At 66.0% G+C, this 23,955-nt stretch carries 20 protein-coding genes and 1 tRNA gene; 11 read left to right on the forward strand and 10 right to left on the reverse strand.

Going from position 1 to position 23,955, the window contains the following annotated elements:
• The first annotated feature begins 39 nt into the window (after window positions 1–39).
• The 6 genes from U8330_RS16910 (at window position 40) to ggt (ending at window position 8,113) form a co-directional block, all read left to right on the forward strand.
• Complete coding sequence (locus U8330_RS16910; RefSeq protein ID WP_323106407.1) at window positions 40–681, forward strand: DUF2291 family protein; 642 nt, start codon at window positions 40–42, stop codon at window positions 679–681.
• 1 nt (window position 682) lies between these two features.
• Window positions 683–2,257, forward strand: a complete 1,575-nt coding sequence (locus U8330_RS16915; protein ID WP_323106408.1) for a sugar ABC transporter ATP-binding protein — start codon at window positions 683–685, stop codon at window positions 2,255–2,257.
• Window positions 2,254–3,318: an ABC transporter permease gene (locus U8330_RS16920; RefSeq protein ID WP_323106409.1), complete on the forward strand. Its 1,065-nt coding sequence runs from the start codon at window positions 2,254–2,256 to the stop codon at window positions 3,316–3,318. The genes U8330_RS16915 and U8330_RS16920 overlap by 4 nt, the downstream gene beginning before the upstream one ends.
• 4 nt (window positions 3,319–3,322) lie before the next feature.
• Window positions 3,323–4,357, forward strand: coding sequence for a Gfo/Idh/MocA family oxidoreductase (locus U8330_RS16925; protein ID WP_323106410.1), 1,035 nt, complete (start codon window positions 3,323–3,325; stop codon window positions 4,355–4,357).
• A complete protein-coding gene (locus U8330_RS16930; RefSeq protein ID WP_323106411.1) occupies window positions 4,354–6,282 on the forward strand; it encodes a hypothetical protein in 1,929 nt (642 codons plus the stop codon). Before U8330_RS16925 ends, U8330_RS16930 begins: the two co-directional genes overlap by 4 nt.
• Before the next feature lie 142 nt (window positions 6,283–6,424).
• Complete coding sequence (gene ggt, locus U8330_RS16935; protein WP_323107335.1) at window positions 6,425–8,113, forward strand: gamma-glutamyltransferase; 1,689 nt, start codon at window positions 6,425–6,427, stop codon at window positions 8,111–8,113.
• 62 nt (window positions 8,114–8,175) lie between these two features.
• On the opposite strand, the gene U8330_RS16940 is transcribed toward ggt, so the two are convergent.
• Window positions 8,176–8,778 carry an alpha/beta hydrolase gene (locus U8330_RS16940; RefSeq protein ID WP_323106412.1) on the reverse strand — a complete coding sequence of 201 codons (603 nt, stop codon included), beginning with the start codon at window positions 8,776–8,778 and terminating at the stop codon, window positions 8,176–8,178.
• Window positions 8,779–8,867: 89 nt separating this feature from the next.
• Window positions 8,868–9,797: a VOC family protein gene (locus tag U8330_RS16945; protein ID WP_323106413.1), complete on the reverse strand. Its 930-nt coding sequence runs from the start codon at window positions 9,795–9,797 to the stop codon at window positions 8,868–8,870.
• 222 nt (window positions 9,798–10,019) lie between these two features.
• Between U8330_RS16945 and U8330_RS16950 the strand changes: the two genes are divergently transcribed.
• Window positions 10,020–10,700, forward strand: a complete 681-nt coding sequence (locus tag U8330_RS16950) for a CHASE3 domain-containing protein (RefSeq protein WP_323106414.1) — start codon at window positions 10,020–10,022, stop codon at window positions 10,698–10,700.
• 10 nt (window positions 10,701–10,710) lie between these two features.
• Here U8330_RS16950 and U8330_RS16955 read toward each other — a convergent pair whose 3' ends face one another.
• The 5 genes from U8330_RS16955 to U8330_RS16975 form a co-directional block, all read right to left on the reverse strand.
• Window positions 10,711–11,976, reverse strand: coding sequence for an arsenic transporter (locus U8330_RS16955; protein ID WP_323106415.1), 1,266 nt, complete (start codon window positions 11,974–11,976; stop codon window positions 10,711–10,713).
• Window positions 11,977–12,100: 124 nt separating this feature from the next.
• The gene (locus U8330_RS16960; protein ID WP_323106416.1) at window positions 12,101–13,546 is read right to left on the reverse strand and encodes an MFS transporter; all 1,446 of its coding nucleotides are present in this window, start codon (window positions 13,544–13,546) and stop codon (window positions 12,101–12,103) included.
• Between the two features lie 130 nt (window positions 13,547–13,676).
• Complete coding sequence (locus U8330_RS16965; protein ID WP_323106417.1) at window positions 13,677–14,690, reverse strand: TRAP transporter substrate-binding protein; 1,014 nt, start codon at window positions 14,688–14,690, stop codon at window positions 13,677–13,679.
• Between the two features lie 124 nt (window positions 14,691–14,814).
• Complete coding sequence (locus U8330_RS16970) at window positions 14,815–16,644, reverse strand: TRAP transporter large permease subunit (RefSeq protein ID WP_416236934.1); 1,830 nt, start codon at window positions 16,642–16,644, stop codon at window positions 14,815–14,817.
• A 223-nt stretch (window positions 16,645–16,867) separates the two neighbouring features.
• On the reverse strand, window positions 16,868–17,758 hold the full coding sequence (locus U8330_RS16975) for a LysR family transcriptional regulator (RefSeq protein ID WP_323106419.1): 891 nt from the start codon (window positions 17,756–17,758) through the stop codon (window positions 16,868–16,870).
• A 107-nt stretch (window positions 17,759–17,865) separates the two neighbouring features.
• Here U8330_RS16975 and U8330_RS16980 point away from each other — a divergent pair, with 107 nt between their 5' ends.
• Window positions 17,866–18,735, forward strand: coding sequence for an SDR family oxidoreductase (locus U8330_RS16980; RefSeq protein ID WP_323106420.1), 870 nt, complete (start codon window positions 17,866–17,868; stop codon window positions 18,733–18,735).
• Between the two features lie 72 nt (window positions 18,736–18,807).
• Here the strand turns inward: U8330_RS16980 and U8330_RS16985 are convergent, their stop codons facing one another.
• Complete coding sequence (locus tag U8330_RS16985) at window positions 18,808–19,419, reverse strand: TetR/AcrR family transcriptional regulator (RefSeq protein ID WP_323106421.1); 612 nt, start codon at window positions 19,417–19,419, stop codon at window positions 18,808–18,810.
• A 125-nt stretch (window positions 19,420–19,544) separates the two neighbouring features.
• On the opposite strand from U8330_RS16985, the gene U8330_RS16990 reads away from it, so the two are divergent.
• The 3 genes from U8330_RS16990 (at window position 19,545) to U8330_RS17000 (ending at window position 22,680) form a co-directional block, all read left to right on the forward strand.
• Window positions 19,545–19,943 carry a RidA family protein gene (locus U8330_RS16990; RefSeq protein ID WP_323106422.1) on the forward strand — a complete coding sequence of 133 codons (399 nt, stop codon included), beginning with the start codon at window positions 19,545–19,547 and terminating at the stop codon, window positions 19,941–19,943.
• A 120-nt stretch (window positions 19,944–20,063) separates the two neighbouring features.
• Complete coding sequence (locus tag U8330_RS16995; protein ID WP_323106423.1) at window positions 20,064–20,876, forward strand: glucose 1-dehydrogenase; 813 nt, start codon at window positions 20,064–20,066, stop codon at window positions 20,874–20,876.
• Complete coding sequence (locus U8330_RS17000) at window positions 20,869–22,680, forward strand: glycoside hydrolase family 15 protein (protein WP_323106424.1); 1,812 nt, start codon at window positions 20,869–20,871, stop codon at window positions 22,678–22,680. Before U8330_RS16995 ends, U8330_RS17000 begins: the two co-directional genes overlap by 8 nt.
• Window positions 22,681–22,776: 96 nt before the next feature.
• On the opposite strand, the gene U8330_RS17005 is transcribed toward U8330_RS17000, so the two are convergent.
• Both U8330_RS17005 and U8330_RS17010 read right to left on the reverse strand, forming a co-directional pair.
• A tRNA-Phe gene (locus U8330_RS17005) sits at window positions 22,777–22,852 on the reverse strand.
• A gap of 248 nt (window positions 22,853–23,100) precedes the next feature.
• Window positions 23,101–23,799: a Crp/Fnr family transcriptional regulator gene (locus U8330_RS17010; RefSeq protein WP_323106425.1), complete on the reverse strand. Its 699-nt coding sequence runs from the start codon at window positions 23,797–23,799 to the stop codon at window positions 23,101–23,103.
• Window positions 23,800–23,955: the final 156 nt, after the last annotated feature.

The following is a 23,955-nucleotide window of genomic DNA, read 5'->3' on the forward strand; positions in this document are numbered from 1 at the left end:
CGCTCCGTCCGTCTTTCCCTGTTTTCCGGAGTTGACGGAATGCCGCGTTTTCCCGCCGCATCGCTGCTGCTTGCGCTTGGCCTCGCGCTGACCGGCTGCAAGATCATCAAGACACCGACGGCGGAAGAGGCTGCGGAAGAGAAGAGCGGCGGCTTCAACCCCACTCGCCAGGCTTCCGAGCTCTGGGGTCCGAAAGTTGTTCCTTACCTCACCAATCGCGCTGGCCCCTTTGCGGATGTGGCAAGCCTTGTCGGCAGCAATCTCGATGCCGCCGCGGCGAAATATGGTCACAAGGAAAAGGAGGGCAACGCCCCTTGGACCTTCGCCGCCAAGGTCTCCGGAACCGTGGTGAAGGCCGAGACGAAATCCCGCGCCGCCTATCTCGACACCGATGTCGATGGCGACGGCAAGGCGGATGTGCGCGTCCAGATCGGCCCGGTCATCAAGGGAACCGCCATTCGCGACAGCCTCGACTTCGTCAATTTCAACCAGTTCAAGAACCAGATCCAGTGGGCCGAATTCGGCAAGGCCTTCAATGCGCATGCCAATGAAACCCTGCTGCAGGCGTTGCCGCGCGAGGGGCTGGAAGGCAAGAGGATCGACGCCATCGGCGCCTACCCGCTGCCCGCCTCCGGCCAGCTGCCGCTTCTAACTCCCGTCACGATCACGATCGGCGGCTGAGATGGCAAGCGTGGCACCGACAGCGCCCGGCGCTCAAGACGACATCATCCTTCGCCTCGAGGACGTGACCAAGGTCTATTCCGGCATTGTCGCGGTCAAGCATGCCAATCTGGCGCTGCGACGCGGCGCGGTGAATGTGCTGGTCGGCGAGAACGGGGCTGGCAAATCGACGCTGATGCGGATGATCGCCGGCGTGGAACGCCCCTCGCTCGGCCGCATCCTGCTGGAAGGCGAGGAGGTGGAGTTCCACTCGCCGGCGGATGCGCAGAAACACGGCATCGGGATGGTGTTTCAGGAGCTGAACCTGTTCGGCAATCTCTCCGTCGCCGAAAACATCTTCGCCACCCGCGAGATCACCCGGGGTCTGGCCGGCATCGACCACAAGGCGCAGATCGAAAAGGCCAACCAGTTCCTGAACCGGCTCGATGCGGGAATTCATGCCGAGACCATGGTGGAAGACCTGCCGATCGGCCAGCAGCAGCTGGTGGAGATCGCCAAGGCCATCTCGCTCGATACCCGGATTCTGATCCTCGATGAGCCGACCTCCGCTCTTTCCGCCGCCGAGGTCGACATTCTCTTCAAGGTCATCGGCGAGCTGAAGGCGCAAGGTGTGGCGATCGTCTACATCTCGCACCGCCTCGAAGAGCTGATGCGCATCGGCGACTACATCACCGTGCTGCGCGACGGGCAAATCACCGGCCAGGCGCTGGTAAAGGACATCGATACGCGCTGGATCGTGCGCTCGATGATCGGCTCGGACGCCAAGGATTTCGCAAAGTCGCTCGATCACACGGTCGGCGGCGAGGCCTTCCGCGCCGAAGACATCTCGCTTGCGCGGCGCACCGGCGGCCTTGCCGTCGATCATCTGTCGATCTCGGTTCGTGCCGGCGAGGTACTCGGCATCTATGGCCTGATGGGGGCCGGCCGCAGCGAGTTTTTCGAATGCGTCATGGGCCAGCACGCCCATTCCACCGGCCGCATCTTCATCGAGGGCCAGGAGGTGATCGAGCGCGATACGCCGTCGCGGATCAAGCGCGGCCTGGCGCTGATCCCGGAGGATCGCCAGCGCGAGGGTCTCGTCCAGGTGCTCTCGATCGCGGCCAACCTGACGCTGGCAAGCCTCGACCGCTTTGTTCGCTTCGGCTTTCACATTAAAGGCGAGCGCGAGAAGGCGGCGATCAGCCATGCGATCCGCGATCTCGCCATCAAGGCGCCCAACCCGGATTTCGACGTGACCTCCATGTCCGGCGGAAACCAGCAGAAGGTCGTGATCGGCAAGGCGTTGATGACCAGCCCGAAGGTTCTGCTGATGGACGAGCCGAGCCGCGGCATTGATGTCGGCGCCAAGGCCGACGTGTTCCGCACCATGCGGCGCCTTGCGGGCGAAGGTCTCGCCATCCTTTTTTCCACCTCCGATCTCGAGGAGGTCATGGCGCTCTCCGACCGCATCGCCGTCATGAGCAACGGCCGCATCACCACCATTCTGGACCGGGCGGAGGCGAGCGAAGACGCGATCGTCAAGGCCGCCTCGGTCGGCCACAAATCCACACAATCGAGCGAGGGCAGGACGCCATGACGACGGCCACGACCACCACACCGGCAGCCGGCGCCAACAGCGGCTCGCTTCTTCTGACGCTGATGAAGCTGCGTACCTTCATCGCGCTCTTTGCCGTCATCGCCTTCTTCTCGGCCTTTGCGCCGAACTTTCTGTCGGCAGCCAATATCATCCTCATGTCCAAGCATGTGGCGCTGAACGCCTTCCTGGCGATGGGCATGACCTTCGTGATCATCACCGGCGGCATCGACCTTTCGGTCGGCTCGATCGTCGGCCTCTGTGGCATGGTGGCGGGTGGCCTGATCCTCAACGGCATCGACCTGCAGATCGGCTACACGATCTATTTCAACGTGGTCGAGGTCTGCCTGATCACGCTGGCGATCGGCATTCTGATCGGCGCCGTCAACGGGCTCTTGATTACCCGGCTCAATGTCGCGCCCTTCATCGCCACGCTGGGAACGCTCTATGTGGCGCGCGGCTTTGCCCTGCTCTCCTCCGACGGGCAGACCTTCCCGAACCTCATCGGCAAGCCGGAGCTTTCCACAACGGGCTTCGGGTTCTTAGGCTCTGGCCGCATCCTCGGCCTGCCGGTCTCGATCTGGATCCTGATCGTCGTGGCGCTGGCCGCTGCCTATTTCGCCCGCTATGTGCCGCTCGGCCGACAGATCTTCGCCGTCGGCGGCAACGAGCGCGCGGCACGCATGTCCGGCATCTGGGTCAACCGCGTGAAGATGTTCGTCTACATGTTCTCCGGCTTCTGCGCGGCGATCGTCGGCATCGTCATCTCGTCCGAGCTGATGGCCTCCCACCCGGCCACGGGCAACTCGTTCGAACTGAACGCGATTGCGGCGGCCGTGCTCGGCGGCACCTCCATGTCCGGCGGGCGCGGCACGATCGGCGGCACGATCATCGGCGCCTTCGTCATCGGCATCCTCTCCGATGGCCTGGTGATGATGGGGGTTTCCTCCTTCTGGCAGATGGTCATCAAGGGTATCGTCATCATCGTGGCCGTGGTCGTGGACCAGGCCCAGCGCCGCCTGCAGCAGCGGGTGGCCCTCATGCAGCTTGCCAAGAAGGGATAAGACCATGGCGGAACTGAAAGGCGCGCTGATCGGCTGCGGCTTCTTCGCGGTCAACCAGATGCATGCCTGGCGCGATGTGAAGGGCGCGGAGATCGTTGCGATCTGCGATCGCGATCCCGAGCGCTTGCGCATCGTCGGCGACCAGTTCGCCATTGCCCGCCGCTATCAGGATGCGGCTGAAATGCTGGCTGATGGCGGTTTCGACTTCGTCGATATCGCCACGACGGTCAACAGCCATCGCGCCCTGACGGAGCTTGCGGCCCAGCACCGCATGCCGGTCATCTGCCAGAAGCCGTTTGCGCCGATGCTCGCCGATGCCAAGGCCATGGTCGCCGCCTGTCAGAGTGCCGGCGTGCCGCTGATGATCCACGAGAACTTCCGCTGGCAGACGCCGATCCAGGCCGTACGCCGCGTGCTCGACGAAGGTCGGATCGGCACGCCCTTCTGGGGCCGCTTCTCCTTCCGCTCCGGCTTCGACGTTTTTTCCGGCCAGCCTTACCTGGCCGAGGGCGAGCGCTTCATCATCGAGGATCTCGGCATCCATACGCTCGATATTGCCCGCTTCATCCTGGGCGACGTCACGAGCCTTTCCGCCCGCACGCAGCGGGTGAACCCGAAGATCAAGGGCGAGGATGTAGCGACCATGCTGCTCGACCATGAGAGCGGCGCGACCTCGATCGTCGATGTCAGCTATGCCACAAGGGCCGAGGTGGAAAGCTTCCCCGAAACCCTGATCGAGATCGACGGCCGGCAAGGTTCGCTCAGGCTGACGCAAGGCTACCAGCTGATCGTCACCGACCCGACCGGCACGACGCGGCGCGATGTGCCGCCCGCGCTTCTCCCCTGGGCCGAGCGGCCCTGGCACAATATCCAGGAAAGCGTCTTCGCCATCCAGCAGCATTGGGCCGAGAGCCTGGCGGCCGGCATGGAAACCTCCACCTCCGGCGTCGACAATCTCAAGACCTTCGCCTTGGTCGAGGCCGCCTATGAAAGCGCCGCCACGAAGCAGACGGTGACGATCGGGCCGCTCCTGTCATGACGGACGAAACCTTCCTCCTGACCGGGACCGAGGAGCGCGAGCCTCCGGTTCGCCTGCTGCGCGCCGGGCGGCTGACGGCCGAGCTTGCCGCGGGCGCGCTGCGTGCCATCCGCTATGACGGCATCGAGGTTTTGCGCTCGATCGCCTTCCTGGTCCGTGACAAGGATTGGGGCACCTATGATCCGGCGATCTCCAGCCTCGATCTGAAGGAGGCCGAAGACGGCTTTCAGCTTTCCTATAAGGCTCGGTGCGCCGGTCCGGGCGAAACGGTGCTGCGCATCGCCGCCGAAATCGAAGGGCGCAACGGGCGCATCACCTTTACGGGACGGGCCGAGACGGAGACGGGTTTCGAGACCAATCGCTGCGGTTTCTGCATCCTGCACCCGATCGTCGAGCTCGCCGGCACGCCCGTCACGGTCGAGCATACGGACGGCGCGCGGGCCGAAACGGTGCTGCCCGATCTCATCGACCCTTGGCAGCCGTTCAAGGACATGCGCGCCATCACCCATCACGTCTGCCCCGGCGTGACAGCCGATTGCCGGATGGAGGGCGACACCTTTGAAATGGAAGACCAGCGCAACTGGTCGGATGCTTCCTACAAGACGTATGTTCGCCCGCTTGCCCTGCCCTGGCCCTTCACGATCGCAGCCGGCGAAGTGCTGGAGCAGCGGATCACGCTCACCATCACGGATGAGCGCGCGGAGGGCTCGGTGCCCAGCGAACCGGGGTCCGCGCTGCTGACCGTTCGGCCCGGCGAGGCGTGGGGCACGTTGCCACGGCTCGGACTCGTCGTCACGCCGGAGACGGCAGGAGACAGTCTCGCTGCTCTTTCCACCAGCCGCCTGCCCGCCGCCCAATCTCTCCTCTTCCACTACGATCCTCTCGCAGGCCACGATGCCCGGTCGCTCGCTGCCTTTGCCGAGATTGCTGCGGCATTTTCCGGCGAAACAATGCTGGAAATCGCTCTGCCCTGCCGGGACGATCCGGCGCTGGAACTGGCCGAGATCGCCCGTCAGGTCCTTGACGCCCGCCTCCGCCTCGATGCGGTGATGGTGTCGCCGGCCGTCGACCGTCAGTCGACGCCGCCCGGCAGCGCATGGCCGGACTGCCCGCCGCTCGAAGAGGTCTATGCCGGGGCCCGCGCGGCGTTCCCGGCGCTTCGTCTCGGTGGCGGCATGCTTTCCTATTTCACCGAGCTCAACCGCAAGCGTGTCCCGCCTGCACAGCTCGATATCGTCAGCCACTGCACCAACCCGATTGTCCATGCCGCCGATGATCGCAGCGTCATGCAGACGCTGGAGGCCCTGCCCTTCATCACCCGCTCGGTGCGCGCGCTCTATCCGGATCTCGCCTATCGCATCGGCCCCTCGACGATCGCCATGCGCCAGAACCCCTATGGCAGCCGGACGATGGAGAACCCGGGCGGTAGCCGGATTCCGATGGCGAACCGGGATCCCCGCCATACGGGGCTCTTCGCCGCCGCCTTCGCGCTCGGGACCGCGATCAGCGTCGCGCCGGCCGGGCTCGACGGGCTGACCCTCTCCGCCGTCACCGGCCCCTTCGGTCTCATCGCCGGTGAGGGTGAGCCGGCACCAGCCGGGACGCTGCGGCCGCTGGCGACGCCGCTCGCCTGGCTGGCCGAACTCGCAGGCTGCCCCTTCCAGGCGCTTCGCGTATCCGACCCCTCTTACGTGCTGGCGATCCGCGTCGAGCGCGGGGGGCAGACGACCGTCCTGCTCGCCAATCTGACGCCGCAGGCGCAGCGGATCGACCTCTCCTCGCTCGACCTGCCGGACACGGCGACCTGCCTCCGCCTCGATGCGAAGTCGCTCGCCGCGGCGGCGAAGGGCGATCTGTCGAGGCAGGCGATGGACGGGGGTCCGCTCGATCTGCCGGCCTATGCCGTCGCACGGATCGACGGCTGATCCCTATCCGGCGTCGGCCATTGCGCTATCTCTCCTTCCAGACCTGTGCTGGAGGAGAGAAGCCATGTCCCACCCCATCCCCGTTCGTTACCGGAGGCCGAAGACCCGTCTGCGGGGTCTGACGCTGACCGTCGCACTTTCGATGCTGGTGATGCCGGCCGCGCAGGCGGCCGCGCCGGAACCGGTCGGCGCCGATCATGGCATGGTGGTCACCGCGCAGCATCTTGCCTCCGACATCGGAGTGGAGATCCTGAAAGCCGGCGGCAATGCGGTGGATGCCGCGGTGGCGGTCGGCTATGCGCTGGCGGTCGTCTACCCCACGGCCGGCAATATCGGCGGCGGCGGCTTCATGACCATCCGCCTGGCGGATGGGCGCGCCACCTTCCTCGATTTCCGCGAACGGGCGCCGGCCGCCTCGACGAAGACCATGTATCTTGATGAGAAAGGCGAGCTCGTCGAGGGCGCCAGCACCGACGGGTACCTGGCGGTCGGCGTGCCCGGCTCGGTCATGGGCTTCGAGGAAGCGCGGGTCAAATACGGCACGATGAGCCGCGAGGCGCTGATGGCGCCGGCCGTGGCGCTGGCCGAGAAGGGCTTCGTCCTCGACGCCGGCGACATCGCCTCGCTTGGCGAGGAATCGCAGAAGCTCGCCAAGGACAAGGCCGCCGCCGCCATCTTCCTGAAGGACGGCAAGGTGCCGAAGATCGGCGACCGGCTCACCCAGCCGGATCTGGCGAAGAGCCTTGCGGCCATCTCCCGCGAGGGACCGGATGCCTTCTACAAGGGGCCGATCGCCGATCTCATCGTCAAGGCGAGCAGCGCCACGGGCGGCATCCTGGCGCGGAGCGACTTCGAGGCCTACAAGGTGCGCGAGCTGAAGCCGGTCACCTGCACCTATCGCGGCTACGAGATCATCTCCTCGCCGCCGCCAAGCTCCGGTGGCGTCATTCTCTGCGAAATCCTCAACATCCTGGAAGACTATCCGCTGGCGGAGCTCGGCTATGGATCGGCCGCCACCGCGCATCGGATGATCGAGGCCATGCGCTATGCCTATGTCGACCGCAATTCGGCACTCGGCGATCCGGATTTCGTCAAGAACCCGGTCGAGCGGCTGACGGACAAGGCCTATGCCGCCGAGATCCGCAAGAAGATCGATCTGACCAAGGCCGGCATTTCCGAACAGCTGACGCCCAAGGGCACCGGCGAGAGCAAGGAAACGACCCATTATTCGATCATGGACCAGGCCGGCAATGCGGTCTCCGTCACCTACACGCTGAATGGCTCCTTCGGCGCCGGCGTGGTGGCGCCCGGAACCGGGATCCTGCTCAACAACGAGATGGACGACTTTACCGCCAAGCCGGGAGCGCCCAATCTCTATGGTCTGGTACAAGGCGAAGCCAATGCGATCGCGCCGGGCAAGACGCCGCTCTCCTCGATGAGCCCGACCGTCGTGCTGCGCGATGGCAAGCCCTTCATGGTCATCGGCAGCCCCGGCGGCGCGCGCATCATCACCATCACGCTGGAGGCGATCCTCAACGTCGTCGATCACGGCATGACCCTGCAGGAGGCGATCGACGCGCCGCGTCTGCATCACCAGTGGCTGCCGGATACGGTGGCGATCGAGCCCTATGCGCTTTCGGCCGACACGCTGAAGATCCTGCGCGACATGGGCCACGAGATCGGGCCGGACAAAGGCTGGCCGATCTGGGGCCAGGCGGCTGGCATTCTGGTGGGCGGGCAAAGCCTCGCGGACATCGAGGCGGGCGGTGGCCAGCGCTATTACGGCGCCATGGACAGCCGCGCCGCTTCCGGCGCCGCCAAGGGGTACTGAGGCGGTTCCAGAACGGCGGGACGGCAAGGAACCGCCGGGTGGACCCGGCGGTTTCTGGTCGGTCAGCCAAGGAGGCTGGCGAGCGCGTCGACTTCCGGCTGCCGGATCTCGTGACCGCCCTCGTGCCAGAGAAGCGTGGTCTCGGCCCCCTGCTCCCTCAGATAGGTCGCAAGCGCATCCGTGAGCGGCGGCGGACAGATCGGGTCGCGCCGGCCGGCGGTGATCAGCACGCGTCGCCCGGCAAGGCCCGGCTGCGGCTTCGGACGGAACGGGATCAGCGGATGGAGGAGCGCGGCGCGCTGAAAGAGATCGGGCTCCTCGAACAGCATCGCAGCGAGGATATTGGCACCGTTCGAAAAGCCGAAGCCGTAGACCGCGTCGGTGCCGGCCTTTGCGGCCATCTCCCGGATGAAGGCGGACAGCGCCCTGGTAGCGCGGGCCAGATCCGCCATGTCGTAGACCCCCTCGCCGGTCCGGCGGAAGAAGCGGGCCGCACCATGTTCGGACACATCGCCCCGCGGCGACAGGACGCTCGCCTGCGGCAGGAGCCCTTCGGCAAAGCCATGGAACTGGGTCTCGCTGCCGCCTGTGCCGTGCAGGGTGACGAGGAGCGGCGCACCGGGCGCGCCCTGTTTGAAGAGATGATGATAGGTGTGCGTGTGCATCGTCTGTCTCCCGCGCTGCCGGCTGGTTCGGCGCGCGCTCTGCGAGAGGAAGGGCCGCACCCGGCTGGTCCGGGGGCGGCCATGCCGGCCTAGTCGATCTTCTCGAGGTGCTCTTCGAGGATCGGACGCAGGTGCTTGTGCTGCTGCGGCAGCTTCAGCCCCTGGCCAAGCTCGGCGCGCGGCTCGTCCCGCTCGAAGCCCGGCTCGTTGGTGGCGATTTCGAACAGGACGCCGCCCGGCGTGCGGAAGTAGATCGCCCAGAAATAGTCGCGGTCGATCACCGGGGTCACATGATAGCCCGTCTCCATCAGCGCCTTGCGGACCGCCAGCTGCGTCTCGCGGTTCTCGACCGCGAAGGCGACATGATGCACCGAGCCTGCGCCCTGGCGGCCATGATCGACCCCCGGCAGGGTTTCCAGATCGATCACCGTCGCGGCGTCGCCGCCCGGCACCACGAGGCGGGAAACGGCCCCGGCCTTGTCCTGCTGTTCATAGCCCATGAAGCGCAAGAGCTCGGCGGTAGCGCCGGAATCCTTCAGCCTTAGGGAGACGGAATGGAAGCCGCGAATGGCATGATCCTCGCTGATGCCATTGCCGGTCCAGCCAGGACGGGTATCGCCGTCAACCTCGACCAGCGCGAAACTCTCGCCATCCGGACCCTTGAAGGACAGGCGCGGCGCGCCGAAGCTCATCCCAGGCTCGATGCCCTGCACGCCCTTTTCCTGCAGCCGCGCGGCCCAGAAGGGCAAGGCGCCCTTCGGCACGGAAAATACGGTGGTGCCCACTTCGCCGGTGCCGAAGCGGCCCCGGGCAATATGCGGAAAAGGAAAGTATGTCATGACGGACCCGGGGCTGCCCACCTCGTCGCCATAATAGAGGTGGTAGACATCCGGCGCGTCGAAATTGACGGTCTTCTTGACCCGGCGCAATCCGAGAATATCGGTGAAAAACTGGTTGTTGACCCGGGCATTGGCTGCCATGGAGGTCACGTGGTGCAGGCCCTTGATCTGGTTCAGCATGGTCTGATCCTTTCCGCCTGTCAGGCTCGATGGGCAGAAAATGGGGCAGAGCGGCCCTTTGCGATAGACTAGGCTTACAGCACGCATTGTTCAGTTTTTTGAAACGGCTTGGATGGAGCGTTCACTGATCGACGAGATTCGCCAAGGGAAATTGCACCCTCTTGTTCTTCTTCCCCGCCGACCCAGTTTCCTGCTTTCTTACAGACTACGGCGGAGAGCAGGATGGTGGATTGGCGCGGTCTCTGCCGGACCTATTTGACGGAAGCGGTGTTGCTGCGCTCGATTCCCGTGGGCGTCGTCATTGCCGCCGGCGTGGTTGCGACCAGCTGGACCCATATTCTGCTCAGCGACCATCAGGACCTCGTCGTCCATACCTATGTGGCGATCGACACCACCAAGGATGTGTTGATCGGCCTCGATGATGCGGAAACCGGACAACGGGGTTATCTCATCAGTGGCGAGCGCCGCTACCTCGAGCCCTATGACAAGGCGCTGGAGCGGTTGAGCACCCTGCGCGCCGGCCTGCTTTCCCACCTGTCGGACAATGAAGACCAGCTGGCACGCGTGCGCATGCTCAACGGCCTGATCGACGAAAAGCTCGCCGAGCTGAAGGACTCGATCGCGCTGCATGACAGCGCCGGCAGTGAAGCCGCGCGGCAACGCGAGATCGCCAATATGGAAAAGGCGACGATGGACCAGATCCGCGGTGTGATCGGCACGATCACAGAGGCCGAGAAGGCGCTTCTCGAAGCTCGCCAGGACGAGGTGGATCGCGACGAGACGCGCATCCGCATCGTGGCGATCCTCGTCGGGCTCGCCTCTTTCCTGACGCGGGCGGCCATCGAGCTCTATCTCGCCCGGCGCGGCATCGGCCAGGGGCAAAAAGCCACGCCGCGCCGCTGAGGCAGACGGCTCACGTCCAGGGCTGCAGCAGCACGGCGGCAAGGGCGAGCAGCAGCGTCGGCGGCATGATGACGAAGCCGAGCTTAAGGAAAGACCACGCGCCGAAGGACAGCCCTTCCCGCTTGAGCGCGGTCAGCCAGAGAATGGTGGCGAGCGAGCCGGTGACCGACAGATTGGGACCAATGTCGATGCCGACGAGAATGGCATCGACAACCTTGTCCGGCAAAGCGGCCGCCGTGGTAAAGGCGCCGGCCATGAGGCCGAGCGGCAGGTTGTTCGTCAAATTCGCGCCGAAGGCCAGGGCGGCCCCGGCTGAAAGCGCGCCGACGTCCGGATGGGCAGTCAGCGGCGGCTGCAGCGCGGCGACGAGGAGATCGCTGAGGCCGCTCAGCTCCAGGGCCCGCACGATGACGAAGAGGCCGGCGACCAGCGCCAGTGTCGCCCAGGAAATTTCCTTGACGAGCGGCAGCGGGCTCGATCGCTCGCCGATGGTGACGGCCAATGCCGTCAGCAGCCCGGCGGCCAGCGTCGGCAGGCCGAGCTCGAGCCCGAGAAAGGAGGCCGTGAGCAGAACCATTGCACCGGCGGCCAGGCCAAAGGCGGCGATCCGCCCGCCCCGCGACAATGCGGGAACCGGAACCGCACTGTCGGTCTCCCCGACGAGATCCGCCCGCTGCGTCCAGCGCAGCAGCAGATAGGTGCCAAGGATTGCCGCGAGCGAGGGCAGCGCAAACCGGGCTAGCCAGGGCCCGAGCGCCGGCAGGTGTTCGCCGAACACGACGAGATTGGCGGGATTGGAGATCGGCAGCACGAAGGAGGCGGCGTTGGCGACAAAGGCGCAGACGAGCAGGTAGGGAATGGGCGAGGCCACCTTGGCGGCGCGCGTCACCGCGATCACGGCGGGTGTCAGCACCACGGCGGTCGCATCGTTGGACAGGAAGACGGTGACCAGCGTGCCCATGAGATAGACGAGCGCGAAGAGCCGCTGCGGCGAGCCCCGCGCTGCACGTGCCGCATGGGCGGCCAGCGTATCGAACAGGCCTTCGCGCCGCGCGGTTTCGGCCAGCAGCATCATGCCGGCAAGGAAGAGGTAGACATCGAGCCCGGAAAGCACGCCGGCCAGCGCCTGCGCCGGCGGCAGCAGGCCGATCAGGACCAGAAGGGCAGCACCGGTCACGGCAAAGATCCATTCCGGCCAGCGAAAGGGCCGGAAGATGACGCCGAGAACGGTGAGGGCGCTGAGCACCCAAGTCGCAAGATGTGCGCTGAAGACCATGAAGGGGACCTGGAAAGGAGCAGACGGCGGGACGCCGCTCTATGCCTGAGAACGGGACGGCCGTCGACTGCGGGGAAACGTCCGGCCCGGATTGACGATCGGGCCGGAGGGCGCTCCGGCCCGCTCAGTCACCCGCGCAGGCGGCGGCGAGTTTGGGGCTGGACACCAGCCAGATGACAAGGCCGCAGACCGCGAAGCCGGCGAGCGCCAGATAGGCGGCCGAAAAGCCGTAGCGTGCGACGATCATGCCGGCGATGGCGGGGCTGAGCGACGCGCCGATTCCCTGCACCGTCATCACGGCGCCGAGCCCGGCATTGATGTGGCCGCTGCCGCGCAGCATGCGGGCCACGAGACCCGGCACCGCAACGCCGAGCAGGCCGGCGCCAACGCCATCCAGCATCTGGACCGGAATGAGCGCATAGGGGCTCGGCCAAAGGCCGGCGATCAGGCCGCGCACCGGCAGCGCCACCAGGGCGGCAACCAGCAGCAGGAAATAACCGCGCCGCCCGGCAAAGCCGGCTGCGAGCAAGGCCACCGGGATCATGGTCAACTGGGCAATGATGACCGTGGCCGCGGTGTAGGAGACCGGATCGGAGAGCAGGCTCTTGAGGCTGGTCGGCTGCTGCACCGCTTCGGCCGCAGGCCGGCCGGCGGTCGCTTGGCCGGGCGGGATAGCGCTCGTGCCGGACGAGGCCGTGCCCGGTGCGCCCGCCGCCTGAGATCCGGCTGCGTCTGCCCCTTGGACCTGCGGCCCGGATGCTTGCGCCCCTTGGGCCGTGCCGCCATCGTTGCTCTCCGCCTGGGTTGCCACCTGCTGGCCAAGCAGCGGCAGCATGGCGCCATTGCCGAAGTGGAAGAGCATCAGCGTTGCGGCGAGGATCAGGAGCGGGGTCGATTTCCACAGCACGCTGAAGCCGGAGGGCGGATCGCTTTCGCCGCCCTCGCGCTTCTCGATGCCGCGTGCCGCGTCATGGTCGATATCCTCCGGCTTGATCATCAGCACCGCCAGGATGGAGCCGACGGCCATGGCGGTCATCAACGCGAAGACGGCCGTCAGCCCGAATTCATAGCCGAAGAAGCCGGCGCCGGCGGCGGCGAAGACATTGCCGCCATGGTTCCAGGCTTCGTTGCGTCCGAGCTGCGGGGCAAGGCCCTTCTGGCCCACCAGACCGAGCGTCAGACCGGCAATGGCCGGGCCGATCGCCGCTCCGGCAATGCCGGTCGCGATCTGCGACGCCGTGACGAAGGGGACGGTCGGCACGAAGAGGATGGCGAGCGAGGCGACGATGACGAGTGCCGCACAGAAGCCGACCATGAAGCGCTTGGCGCGCGAGGCATCCGCCAGTGCGCCGAGCGGCGTCGTAGCCAGCATGCCGGCAATGCCGCCCACCGTCATCACCACGCCGATGGTGGCCGGGCTCCAGCCCTGACCGATGAGGAAGATGCCGAGGAAGGGCCCAAGCCCGTCGCGCACATCCGCCAGAAAGAAATTGACCGCGCTCAGGGCCCGGACAGAGCGCGACCGACGCCCCGCCGGAGCCGGAGCGACCCGTGCCGCCACCGTGCTCATGAAGATGTCCTGGAAAAAGAAGCCGAACCGAATGAGATGCGAGATGAAACCGGCACTAAACGCATCGCTGATTCAAAGGTTTCTGCATAAGCAGACTATATTTTCGCGAGAACTTACGGGATTGCCGGGATCACCCGGCTTGCACCATCCGGATGCGCTCAAGGCCGCCGACGGTTTCGGCGAAATCCTGCCAGACGCTCTCCGCCCCCTTCTGCCAGGCCTCCCGATCTTCCGGCTGCAGCACGCTGCCGCCATGGGCCCTGGCTTCATCGACCGACCGCGCTTGATCCTCGACGATCAGGTGATCGAACAGGCGGGCGCCCTCGCGCGAGGCCTCGGCAAACACGTTCCTCTGCTCCGCGCTCAACCCCGCCCAGAAGCTTTGCGCATAGAAGATCACCCCGGAAGCCCAGATGTGGCCGGTCTCGGTGAGATAAGGCACGACCTCGTAGAGCTTGAAGCCGGCATAGGCGGATTTGGTCAGGTCCATGGCGTCGGCCACGCCGGTCGAGAGCGCATTGTAGGTTTCGGTGATCGGAATGCCGACGGGCGTGCAGCCGAAGGCGCTCCAGAGCCGTGTGTGCAGCGGGCTCTGGATGACGCGGATCGTCTTGCCCTTCACCTGCTCCGGCCTGGCAATTGGCTCCTTGGCGAGCAGATGGCGCGCACCGTAATTGATGAACCCGCCAACGGCGAAGCTTTGCGCCTCGAGCCGCTTCGTCAGGTCCTGGCCGACCGGCCCCTCCACCGTCCGGCGAACATGATCGGCATCGCGGAAGAGAAAAGGCAGGTCGAGAAGCTGCAGCTCCGGCACCCAGCCGGAGAGCGAGGAGACGGTCGAAAGACCGGCCTGGATGGAGCCGAGCCGCGCACCTTCGGCCACCTGCTTTTCGCCGCCGAGCGCGCCGTTCTTGACGATGTTGAAGCGGAACGCGCCGGGCAGCCTCTCCTCCACCAGATCGCGGATCTTCAGCCAGACTCTCGTTTCAGGCTTGTCGTCGCCAAGCAGCGAGGCAACCGTCAGCGTTGTGGTGCGGGCAGCGGCAGGGCGGATGAGAGCGGGAGCGGCAAGCGCCGCACCGGTGGCGCAGGCGCCGGCGAGAAAACGGCGGCGGGAGGGACGGATCGGGATCAGAGAAGTCATGGCGATCTCTTTCGACGGCTGGGGCATGTCCGGCAACGGCGCGTGTGTGGTTTTGCGTGCGGACTGCGTGAAGACGATGACATAAACCATCTCCCGTGATCGGGTTTTGAGAACGGGAGAGGCATCAGACGAAAAGGGCCCAGGCACAGAGCAGCGTTAGTGCGACCAGCAGGGCAAGGAGATAGGGAAGGACGGCGCGAAACAGCGCGGCCGGCGGCACCCGGGTTACGCCGCTCACCACATAGATCAGCATGCCGAGCGGCGGCGTCAGGCCGTGGATCATCAGATTGACGACCAGGATGACGCCAAAAAGGATCGGATCAATCCCCGCGCCGGTGGCCGCCGGCAGCAGAATGGGGCCAAGCAGCAGGATAGCCGCGCCGATATCGAGCACCAGCCCGACCGTGAGCAGGATAAGGTTGGAGAGCAGCAGCACGGCGAGCGCGCTGCCGCCCAGCAGGGTCACGGCGCCGGATACCAGCCCTGCCACATCGTCCACCGCCAGCAGAAAGGCGAAGGGTCCGGCCGTGCCGATCAGAAGGCCGATCGCCGCCGCTTCCGTCGCAGACCCGCGGAAGACGGCGAGGAGGGCGCGGGGAGAAAGTCGTGCGAAGAGCGCCAGCCCGAGGGTGTAGAGGGCGGCGAGCGCTGCCGCCTCCGTGGTCGTCACGAGACCCATGCGGATGCCGAGAACGACGATGACACCCAGGCCGATGGCAGGAAGGGCGGCAAGGGCAGCCTGCAGGCGCTCCGCCCCGCTCGCTCGCGGCACAGCCCCATGCGCGCCGGCCGTCCAGTGAATGGCGACGGCGAGACAGGCAGCCATGACCGCGCCCGCAAAGGCGCCATCCACCAGCAGCGCGCCGACCGAAAGATTGGTGGCGGCGGCAAGGATGAGAAAGGCGATCGAAGGCGGAATGATATTGTCGAGCACCGAGGTGGCGGCAATGATCGCGCCCGCTTGCGCCGGCGGCGTGCCGTGGCGGACGAGCTCCGGCTGGAAGGTGGCGGCGCCGAAGGCGGCATTGGCGACCGAGGACCCGGATGCGCCGGAAAAGAGCACGCTGGTCAAGAGCGTGGTCTGCGCGAGCCCTGCCCTTCGGTGTCCGACAAGGCTGGCGGCAAAGCGCACCAGCTGATTGGCAGCCCCGGATGCGGTCAGCAGACCGCCGACCAGGAGGAAGAAGGGGATGGCGAGCAGCAGGAATTTCGACAGGCTGCTGACCGTGGTTGAAACGATCGCCGGCTCCGGCAGGCTGCTGCCGAAGGCAATCGCTCCATAGGCGCCCGCAAGGAAGGCATGCGACAGCGGGGCTGCCACGAGCAGACCAAGGGTGGCGATGAGCGCGAGAAACAGGCTCGGCGGCAGATCGGTGTCGATCAAGAGCTCGGGGATGGCGAGATAGAGGGCAACCGCGAGAGCCAGCGAGGCCAGAAGCGTGAGGCTCCGCCCCTCCTCCAGCCGCCGGAGGCAGAGAAGCAGCCCCATCAACCCGCCGCCGGCGCCGAGCAAGGCGAAGCGGCCCCATTCCGGCAGGCCGAGCGTCGGCGAGACACCGCCCAGCAGGCGCATGATCTGGCTGCCGCCAAACAGCAGGATCAGCCCGGCCAAAAGGCTGAACGCATCCGCCAGCCCCTCGGCAAGCCGCGCCAGCCAACCCGGAAGGCGGCGCACCACGACATCGAGCCGCATGGCAAGCGCACCGCCGAGACTGAGCGGCGCACCGAGCGCAATCAGCGCCACATGCAACCAGATGCCGAGCTCCTCGAGACCGATGAAGCCGGTGGAAAAAAGGTAGCGCGCCGCGACCCCGGTCAGCACGAGCCCGAGCAGCAGCGCCAGAACGAGCGCTGCGAGGGTGCCCAGCACCGCCTCGAGACCGAGGCGGAGACGGGTGATCGGTGCCACCCGCCTGCGCGGCTCTGACACCGGTGAAACGCCCTCGCCTGTCATCGCTCTGGATATGACCCTGCTCATGGTAGTTCGGGGCTCGACGCGTGCGGAAATTGCCGCCGGAGATCAGCGGGAAAGCGCAACGAACCGGCCACGCCCTTTTTGCCGATTGCGCGCCGGTTCTCAAGCGTTTCTTGAAATATCCGACATGCCGTGCCTTCACCTTCGGACAAGCAGCGGGCAGACGAACGGTTCCCGAAAGATCGGCCGTCTGCGGTGACGCTTACCCATCGATGAAGGCCGACAGTTCGTCCGGCGTGCCGTTCGGGAAGGCCTCCCGCAGGAAGTCGAGAAAGGCGGAGATGCGGGCGCTGAGCAGGCGGCGCGAGGGATAGAGCGCCCAGAGCGCGACCTCCGACCCTTCGACCTCGCCCCACTGCGACAGCCGACCGGCCGCAAGATCCTTCATGACCAGCGAGATCGGCAGCTTGGCGACGCCGGTGCCGGCCCGCACCGCATCGCGCACCATGACGAGGGAGGAGAGTGCCAAAGTCGGGTGGGTTCTGATCGTCGCTCCGCCTTCCGGCCGACGGACCGGCCAGTCGCCTGGCTCGCCCAAGTGGCGCCCGACACTGCGCACCGGGTCTCCCGGATCGGGAAAGGCAAGGCCGGGTGGAGCGACGACGACGAGCCGGTCGCGCATCAGGATCCGCCCCACCAGGCTTTCATCCGGATCGGGATTGACGCGGATCACCAGATCATAGCCTTCCTCGACCATATCCACGGGCCGATCCTCCGCCGTCACCTCCAGCTGCACCTGCGGGTAGCGGGCGGCAAAACCGGCCGCCAGCCGCCCCATGGCCGTCTGTGCGAAGAGCAGCGGCGTGCTGAGGCGCAGCCGGCCCCTCGGCGTTGCGCCGCCCGCGGCGATCGACGCCGCGGTCTCCTCGACGGCGGACAGCAGGATCGATGTCCGCTCGAAAAGCGCCCGCCCCTCCTCAGTCAGGACAAGCCTTCGCCCGCCGCGCTCGAACAGCCGCAGATCGAGCGCCGCCTCAAGCTCCGAGACGCGGCGCGAAAGCGTCGCCTTCGGACGGCCCGTGAGCCGCGCCGCCGTCCCGAAGCCGCCATGCCGCGCCACCAGAACGAAATCTGCCAATGCCAAAAGATCCATCGTTCCATCCATGAGACGACCTGGCCCAAAACGCCGTCTATCGGACCAAAGATGAACCGGGCACCATCAGGGCGTCAAGACAGACCAACCCAGAAGGACACACGGTCATGACCATTCTCGTTACAGGCGCCACCGGCCGCATCGGCCGCCACCTCATCGCCAACCTTGTCGAACGCGGCGCCGCCGTTCGGGTGCTGACCCGCGACCCAGCGAAAGCCGGCTTTTCGGCGGAGATCGAGGTCGCCCAGGGCGACCTGCTCGATATCGAGGCGCTGCGCGGGGCGATGAAGGGCATCCGCACGCTCTTCCTGCTCAATGCGGTGACGGGCGATGAATTCACCCAGGCGCTCATCACGCTGAACCTTGCCAGGGAAGCCGGGATCGAGCGGCTCGTCTACCTGTCCGTGCTCAATGCCGAACGCTTCCACACCGTGCCGCATTTCGCGGTCAAGGCCGCGGTGGAGCGGCTGATCGCCGAAGTCGGTTTCAGCGCAACGATCCTGCGCCCCTCCTATTTCATCGACAACGACCGGATGGTCCGGGATGTGATCATGAGCCATGGGGTCTATCCGATGCCGATCGGTGCCAAGGGGGTGGCCATGGTCGATGCGCGGGACATTGCCGAACTCGCCGCCATTGAACTGATCCGCCGCCACGATGCGCCGGCCCGCCTGCCCAGCGAGACGATCACCGTCGTCGGCCCCGACACGCTGACCGGGCCGGAGGTTGCCGCCATCTGGTCGGACGTGCTCGGCCGCACGGTCCATTACGGCGGCGACGACCCGACTGGCTTCGAACAGACGCTCGGCACCTTCATGCCACGGTGGATGGCCTACGAGATGCGGCTGATGGCCGAGCGCTACGTGACCGACGGCATGCTGCCGCAGCCGGGCGACGTGGTTCGGCTGACCGAGCGGCTCGGCCGTCCGCTCCACAGCTACCGTGCTTTTGCCACCGCCGAGGCCCGCCTTGCCTGATGTCCGCGGGCGTTCCCGCCCCGGTTCGGCGGGCCGCCCCGGCGCAGACCGGGGTGGCCTTCCGTTTCTGGTTCACTCGGCCACCTCGGCGGAAGCCGGGGTGGCAAGGAGGCCGCTTGCCAAGGCACGGAACGCCTCGACTGCCTTGGGAAGCGTGGCCGCCGGATCCGGCGAGGCCGCAACCCAGAGAGCGGCATTCAGCGCCGCGCCGCTGACCAGCCGGGCGGCGGCTTCCGCATCGACCGGCTTCAGAACACCGGCATCGCGCAGCCTCTCCACGGTCTCCCGCGTCACTTGCAGGCAAGTGTTCTGGCTCGGCCATTGCGAAGGATCGCCGAGCACCGCCGGGCCGTCCAGGAGTACGATGCGCTGCACCTCCGGCTCCAGCGCCATTTCGATATAGGCCACTCCCTCGGCCAGCAGCCCTTGCCAGTCGTCCCCGGCCCTGGCCGCCAAAGCCTTGGCCCGCTGGGCCATGTCCGTGTCGATCAGCTCGACCACGGCGGCGAGCAGGCCGCGCTTGTCGCCGAAATTATGGTAGAGTGCCCCGCGCGTCAGCCCGGCCGCCGCGGTCAACTCATCCATCGATGCCGCGGCATAGCCCTTTTCGGCAAAGGCACGGCGTGCGGCGTCGATCAGCTTCAGCCGGTTTTCCTGCATCGTCTCGAGCCGCTTGCCTGCCATGGACACCCTTTCACATACGCTTCGTATTTCGATTTGACATACGGAACGTATCTCGCTACCTACATACGAGCCGTATATCAGAACGCGGCGCGGCACGACAGGTGCCGATCGTGAAAGGACACCCGATGACCCAGCCCGTCCCCATTTTCCCCGCCGGTCGGCAAGCTCTTTATGAAAAGCACGGCTATTCCGCCGCACTTCGCTCCGGCGATCTGCTTTTCGTGTCCGGCCAGGTCGGCAGCCGCGAGGATGGCAGCCCGCACCCCGATTTCGAGGCGCAGGTTCGACTTGCCTTCCAGAACCTGCAGGCCGTTCTCGCCGCCGCCGGCGCGACGCTCGATGATCTGATCGACGTCACGACGTTCCATACGGACCCGGAGGCGCAGTTCGAAACCATCCTGAAGGTCAAGCAGGAGCACTTTCCGCAGCCGCCCTACCCGAACTGGACGGCCGTCGGCGTCACCTGGCTTGCCGGCTTCGACTTCGAGATCAAGGTGATAGCCCGCCTGCCGCAGGCCGCCTGAACGGGAAAGACCTGCGGCAAACAGGCCCCCGCACTGTCAGTCGCAACTTGCCGCCATAGCTTTAGGCACTCACGACCTGTCGAAGACAGGCATCTCGATCAGACGGAAGGAGCGCCTGCCATGTCGAGCCAAGAGCAACGCCTGGCCCATCACGTCGCCATCGTCACCGGCGCCAGTTCCGGCATCGGCATTGCCGTTGCCGAGGCGCTGGGCCTGGCGGGCGCGGCGGTCATCGTCAATTACCACTCGCAGGACAAGCCGGCGCAGGAACTGGTCGATCGGCTGGAGAAGGCCGGCGGCCGCGCCCGCGCCGTCAAGGCGGATGTCTCGAAGGAAGAGGATGTCCTGCGCCTCTTCGACGCGGCAACGGACGCCTTCGGGCGCGTCGATCTCTTGGTCGCCAATTCGGGCGTGCAGAAGGATGCAGGCATCGCCGAGATGACGCTTGCCGACTGGAACACGGTGATCGACATCAATCTCACCGGCCAGTTCCTCTGCGCACGCGAGGCGGTGCGGCGGTTCCGCGCGCAGGACAAGGCCAAGCGCCCGGCCCGCAGCGCCGGCAGCATCATCGCCATGAGTTCGGTGCATGAGGTGATTCCCTGGGCCGGCCACATCAACTATGCCTCCGCCAAGGGCGGCATCCGCATGCTGACGCGCTCGCTCGCCCAGGAAGTGGCGGCCGACGGTATCCGCGTCAATGCGATCGCGCCGGGCGCCATCCGCACGCCGATCAACAAGGAGGCCTGGGAAACGGAAGCAGCGCTTGAAAAACTGCTGACGCTCATTCCCTACGGCCGGATCGGCGAACCGGAGGATGTGGCGCGGGCCGCAGTCTGGCTCGCCAGCGACGAGGCCGATTACGTGACCGGCACGACGCTGTTCGTCGATGGCGGCATGACGCTGTATCCGGAGTTCCGCGACAATGGCTGAACCGCCCCGCGCGATCGGCGATCACGGCATTATCGGCGACATGGAAACGGCAGCCCTTGTCGCCTGCGACGGCACGATCGACTATCTCTGCTGGCCGGCTCTGGACAGCCCGTCGATCTTTGCCGACCTTCTCGACCCCGGCAAAGGCGGCGCCTTTTCCATCCTCGCCGCGCTTCCCGACCAGCGCAGCCTGCAGCTCTATCTGCCGGACACGAACGTACTAACCACCCGCTTCATGGCAGAAGACGGCAGTGCGGAAATCCTCGATTTCATGCCGCACCCCGATGCCCGGATGCGGCCCACCGACGCAGCCCGCTGCCTGATCCGCCGGGTCAGCGTCACGCGCGGCACCATCCGCTTCACCATGCGCTGTGCGCCGCGCTTCGATTACGCGCGCGAAACGCCGGAGGTCACGGCGGAGGGAGCGGGGGCGCGGTTCACCGGCAAGGCCCTGACGCTGCAGCTCTTCGCCTCCGTGCCGCTGCGAGCCGAAGAGGGGGTGGCGACCGCCGAATTCACCCTGTCGACGGGGGAAAGCGCCTGGTTCGTTCTGGGTGACGCCGATCTCGGGCTACCCGACGATGCAACGATCCTCGGGGACATCGAGGCGACCACCGCGGCCTGGCGGCGCTGGACGGCGCAATCCACCTACAAGGGCCGCTGGCGGGAAGATGTGATCCGCTCTGCCCTGGCGCTGAAGCTCCTGACCTCGCGCCGGCATGGCTCGATTGCCGCCGCCGCCACCTTTTCGCTGCCGGAGGCAACCGGGGCCGGGCGCAACTGGGACTATCGCGCCGTCTGGATCCGCGATGCCTCCTTCACCGTCTATGCCTTCATGCGCCTCGGCTTCATCGAGGAGGCCCATCAGTTCGGCCGCTGGGCCGGCGCCCGTGTCATGGCGTCGGATGACGACCATCCCTTGCGCATCATGTATGCGATCGACGGAACGCAGGCCGCCGACGAGCAGGAGCTCGACCATTTCGCCGGCTATGCCGGCAGCCGGCCGGTGCGGATCGGCAATGGCGCCCATTCCCAAAGCCAGCTCGACGTGTTCGGCGAACTGATGGACAGCGTCTACCTGACCAACAAATATGGCGAGGCCATCAGCGCCAGGGGTTGGGACCATGTGGCCGGCATCGTCGACTATGTGATCGACCACTGGCAGGAGGCCGATGCCGGCATCTGGGAGATCCGCGCCGAGCCAAGGCACTTCCTGCACTCCCGCGTCATGTGCTGGGTGGCGCTCGACCGGGCGATCCGCCTGTCGGTCAAGCGGTCCCTGCCCGCACCGCTGGTGCGCTGGACGGAATGCCGCGATGCGATCGCCGCCGATGTCTGGCAGAACTTCCGCCATCCCGAGCACGGCTATTTCGTGCAGGAGCGCGGTGGAACGGAGCTCGATGCGGCACTCTTGATGATGCCGCTGGTGCGCTTCGTTTCTTCCACCGATCCGGTCTGGCTGAAGACGCTGGATGCGATCCAGGACCAGCTCTGCGACGACGGGCTCGTCTATCGCTACCGCACCCATGACGGGCTCGATGGCGGGGAAGGCGCGTTCACCACCTGCACCTTCTGGCTGGCCGAATGCCTGGCGCGGGCCGGCCGGCTCAGCGAGGCGCAGCTGGTGCTTGCCAAGGGCCGGCGCTACGCCAATGCGCTCGGCCTGTTTTCCGAGGAACAGGACAAACGCGGCCTTCACCTCGGCAACTTCCCCCAGGCCCTCACCCATCTCGCCTTCATCAGCGCCGCCTATTTCACCGACCGCCGCCTCGACCCCTCCCACCGCCCGAACTGGCAACCATAGGGACGGGATGGCCGGGGCGCTTGCCGAGAAATCGACGGCAAAGACCAGCGCGCGGGAGGGCGAGCAGGAGCAAATCAACGATACGGGAAAGGCAAATGGTGCCCGGAGGCGGATTTGAACCACCGACACGCGGATTTTCAATCCGCTGCTCTACCAACTGAGCTATCCGGGCCTCTCTTCTCCGGCAGGTGCCGGCGGGACGTGGTGTCCCTGTGAAGCGAGCGGGGTTATAACAGCTTGCTCGACGGTGTCCAGCCGCAAAATTCGGTTTTTTGCAGGAAGATGACGGGGCGAGGCAGCATCTGTCGATCGAGCGTCGAGGGCGCTTGGCGCCTTGGCTTTGCAGCGCCGAGCGCGCGGGATAGCCCGCTCCTTGACGTCGCTCCGTCGCGGCCGCGCAGGGTCGAGACTCGCCCTCTTTCAGCCCGTGTAGACAAATCCCTCGACCAGGCGCGCATATTCGCGCTCCGGCACGCCATAGGAGCCGCCGGCGAGTTCCAGCAGCTTCGGGCGGCTGAGGATGCGGACGCTGCCGCGCGTCGAGCGGATGGCGTGTTCCCCTTCGAGAATATGAAGCTGCTCGGTGACACCGGAGCGGCGAACGCCCAGCATCAGGGCCAGGAAGTCATGGGTGATCGGCAGATCATCGCCATCCAGCCGGTCATGACACATGAGCAGCCACCGGGCGAGGCGCTGATACATCGTGTATTTGGCTGCGGCGAGAACCGAATAGGCAAGTTGAAGCTCGCAGGTGTGAACATAGCGCAGCAGCAGCTCGCGCGCCCCCCGATGCTCGATGAGCTGCCTGAAATCCGCAACCTCGACCGCAAGACCATGGCCCGGCGCCTGCATGAAGGTCTTGTTGGGCGTATGGTCGACGCCGAGCACGGTCGAATAGCCGGATAGCCCCTCGAACCCGACATGGCGCACCTCGACGCTCTTGCCATCGGCACTGCGGGTGACCAGCGAGCCAAGACCGCTTTCGAGAAAGATGATCTTCTCGATCGGCTGCCGCGGCTCGACCAGCGTGTAGTGGACGGGCAAGTCGACAGGAACCAGACGGGGGCTCAATGCGTCGAAGGCGTCCTTCGGCAGTTTTCTCAGAATCGTGTTCTTCACCGACTCTTGGGTCAGGTCAGTGTCATGTGCAGTCACAGAATAGCGGCCTTCTCATCGAAGCGGAGAGGCGCACATTATTGAGCGATTTCCCCTCGCGCCATTACCCTGGCAAGTGAGTACGGTACCGAACAATATTCATATGCAGCAATGTTTTAG

This window comes from Rhizobium sp. CC-YZS058, assembly GCF_034720595.1.
Taxonomy (GTDB): Bacteria; Pseudomonadota; Alphaproteobacteria; order Rhizobiales; family Rhizobiaceae; genus Ferranicluibacter.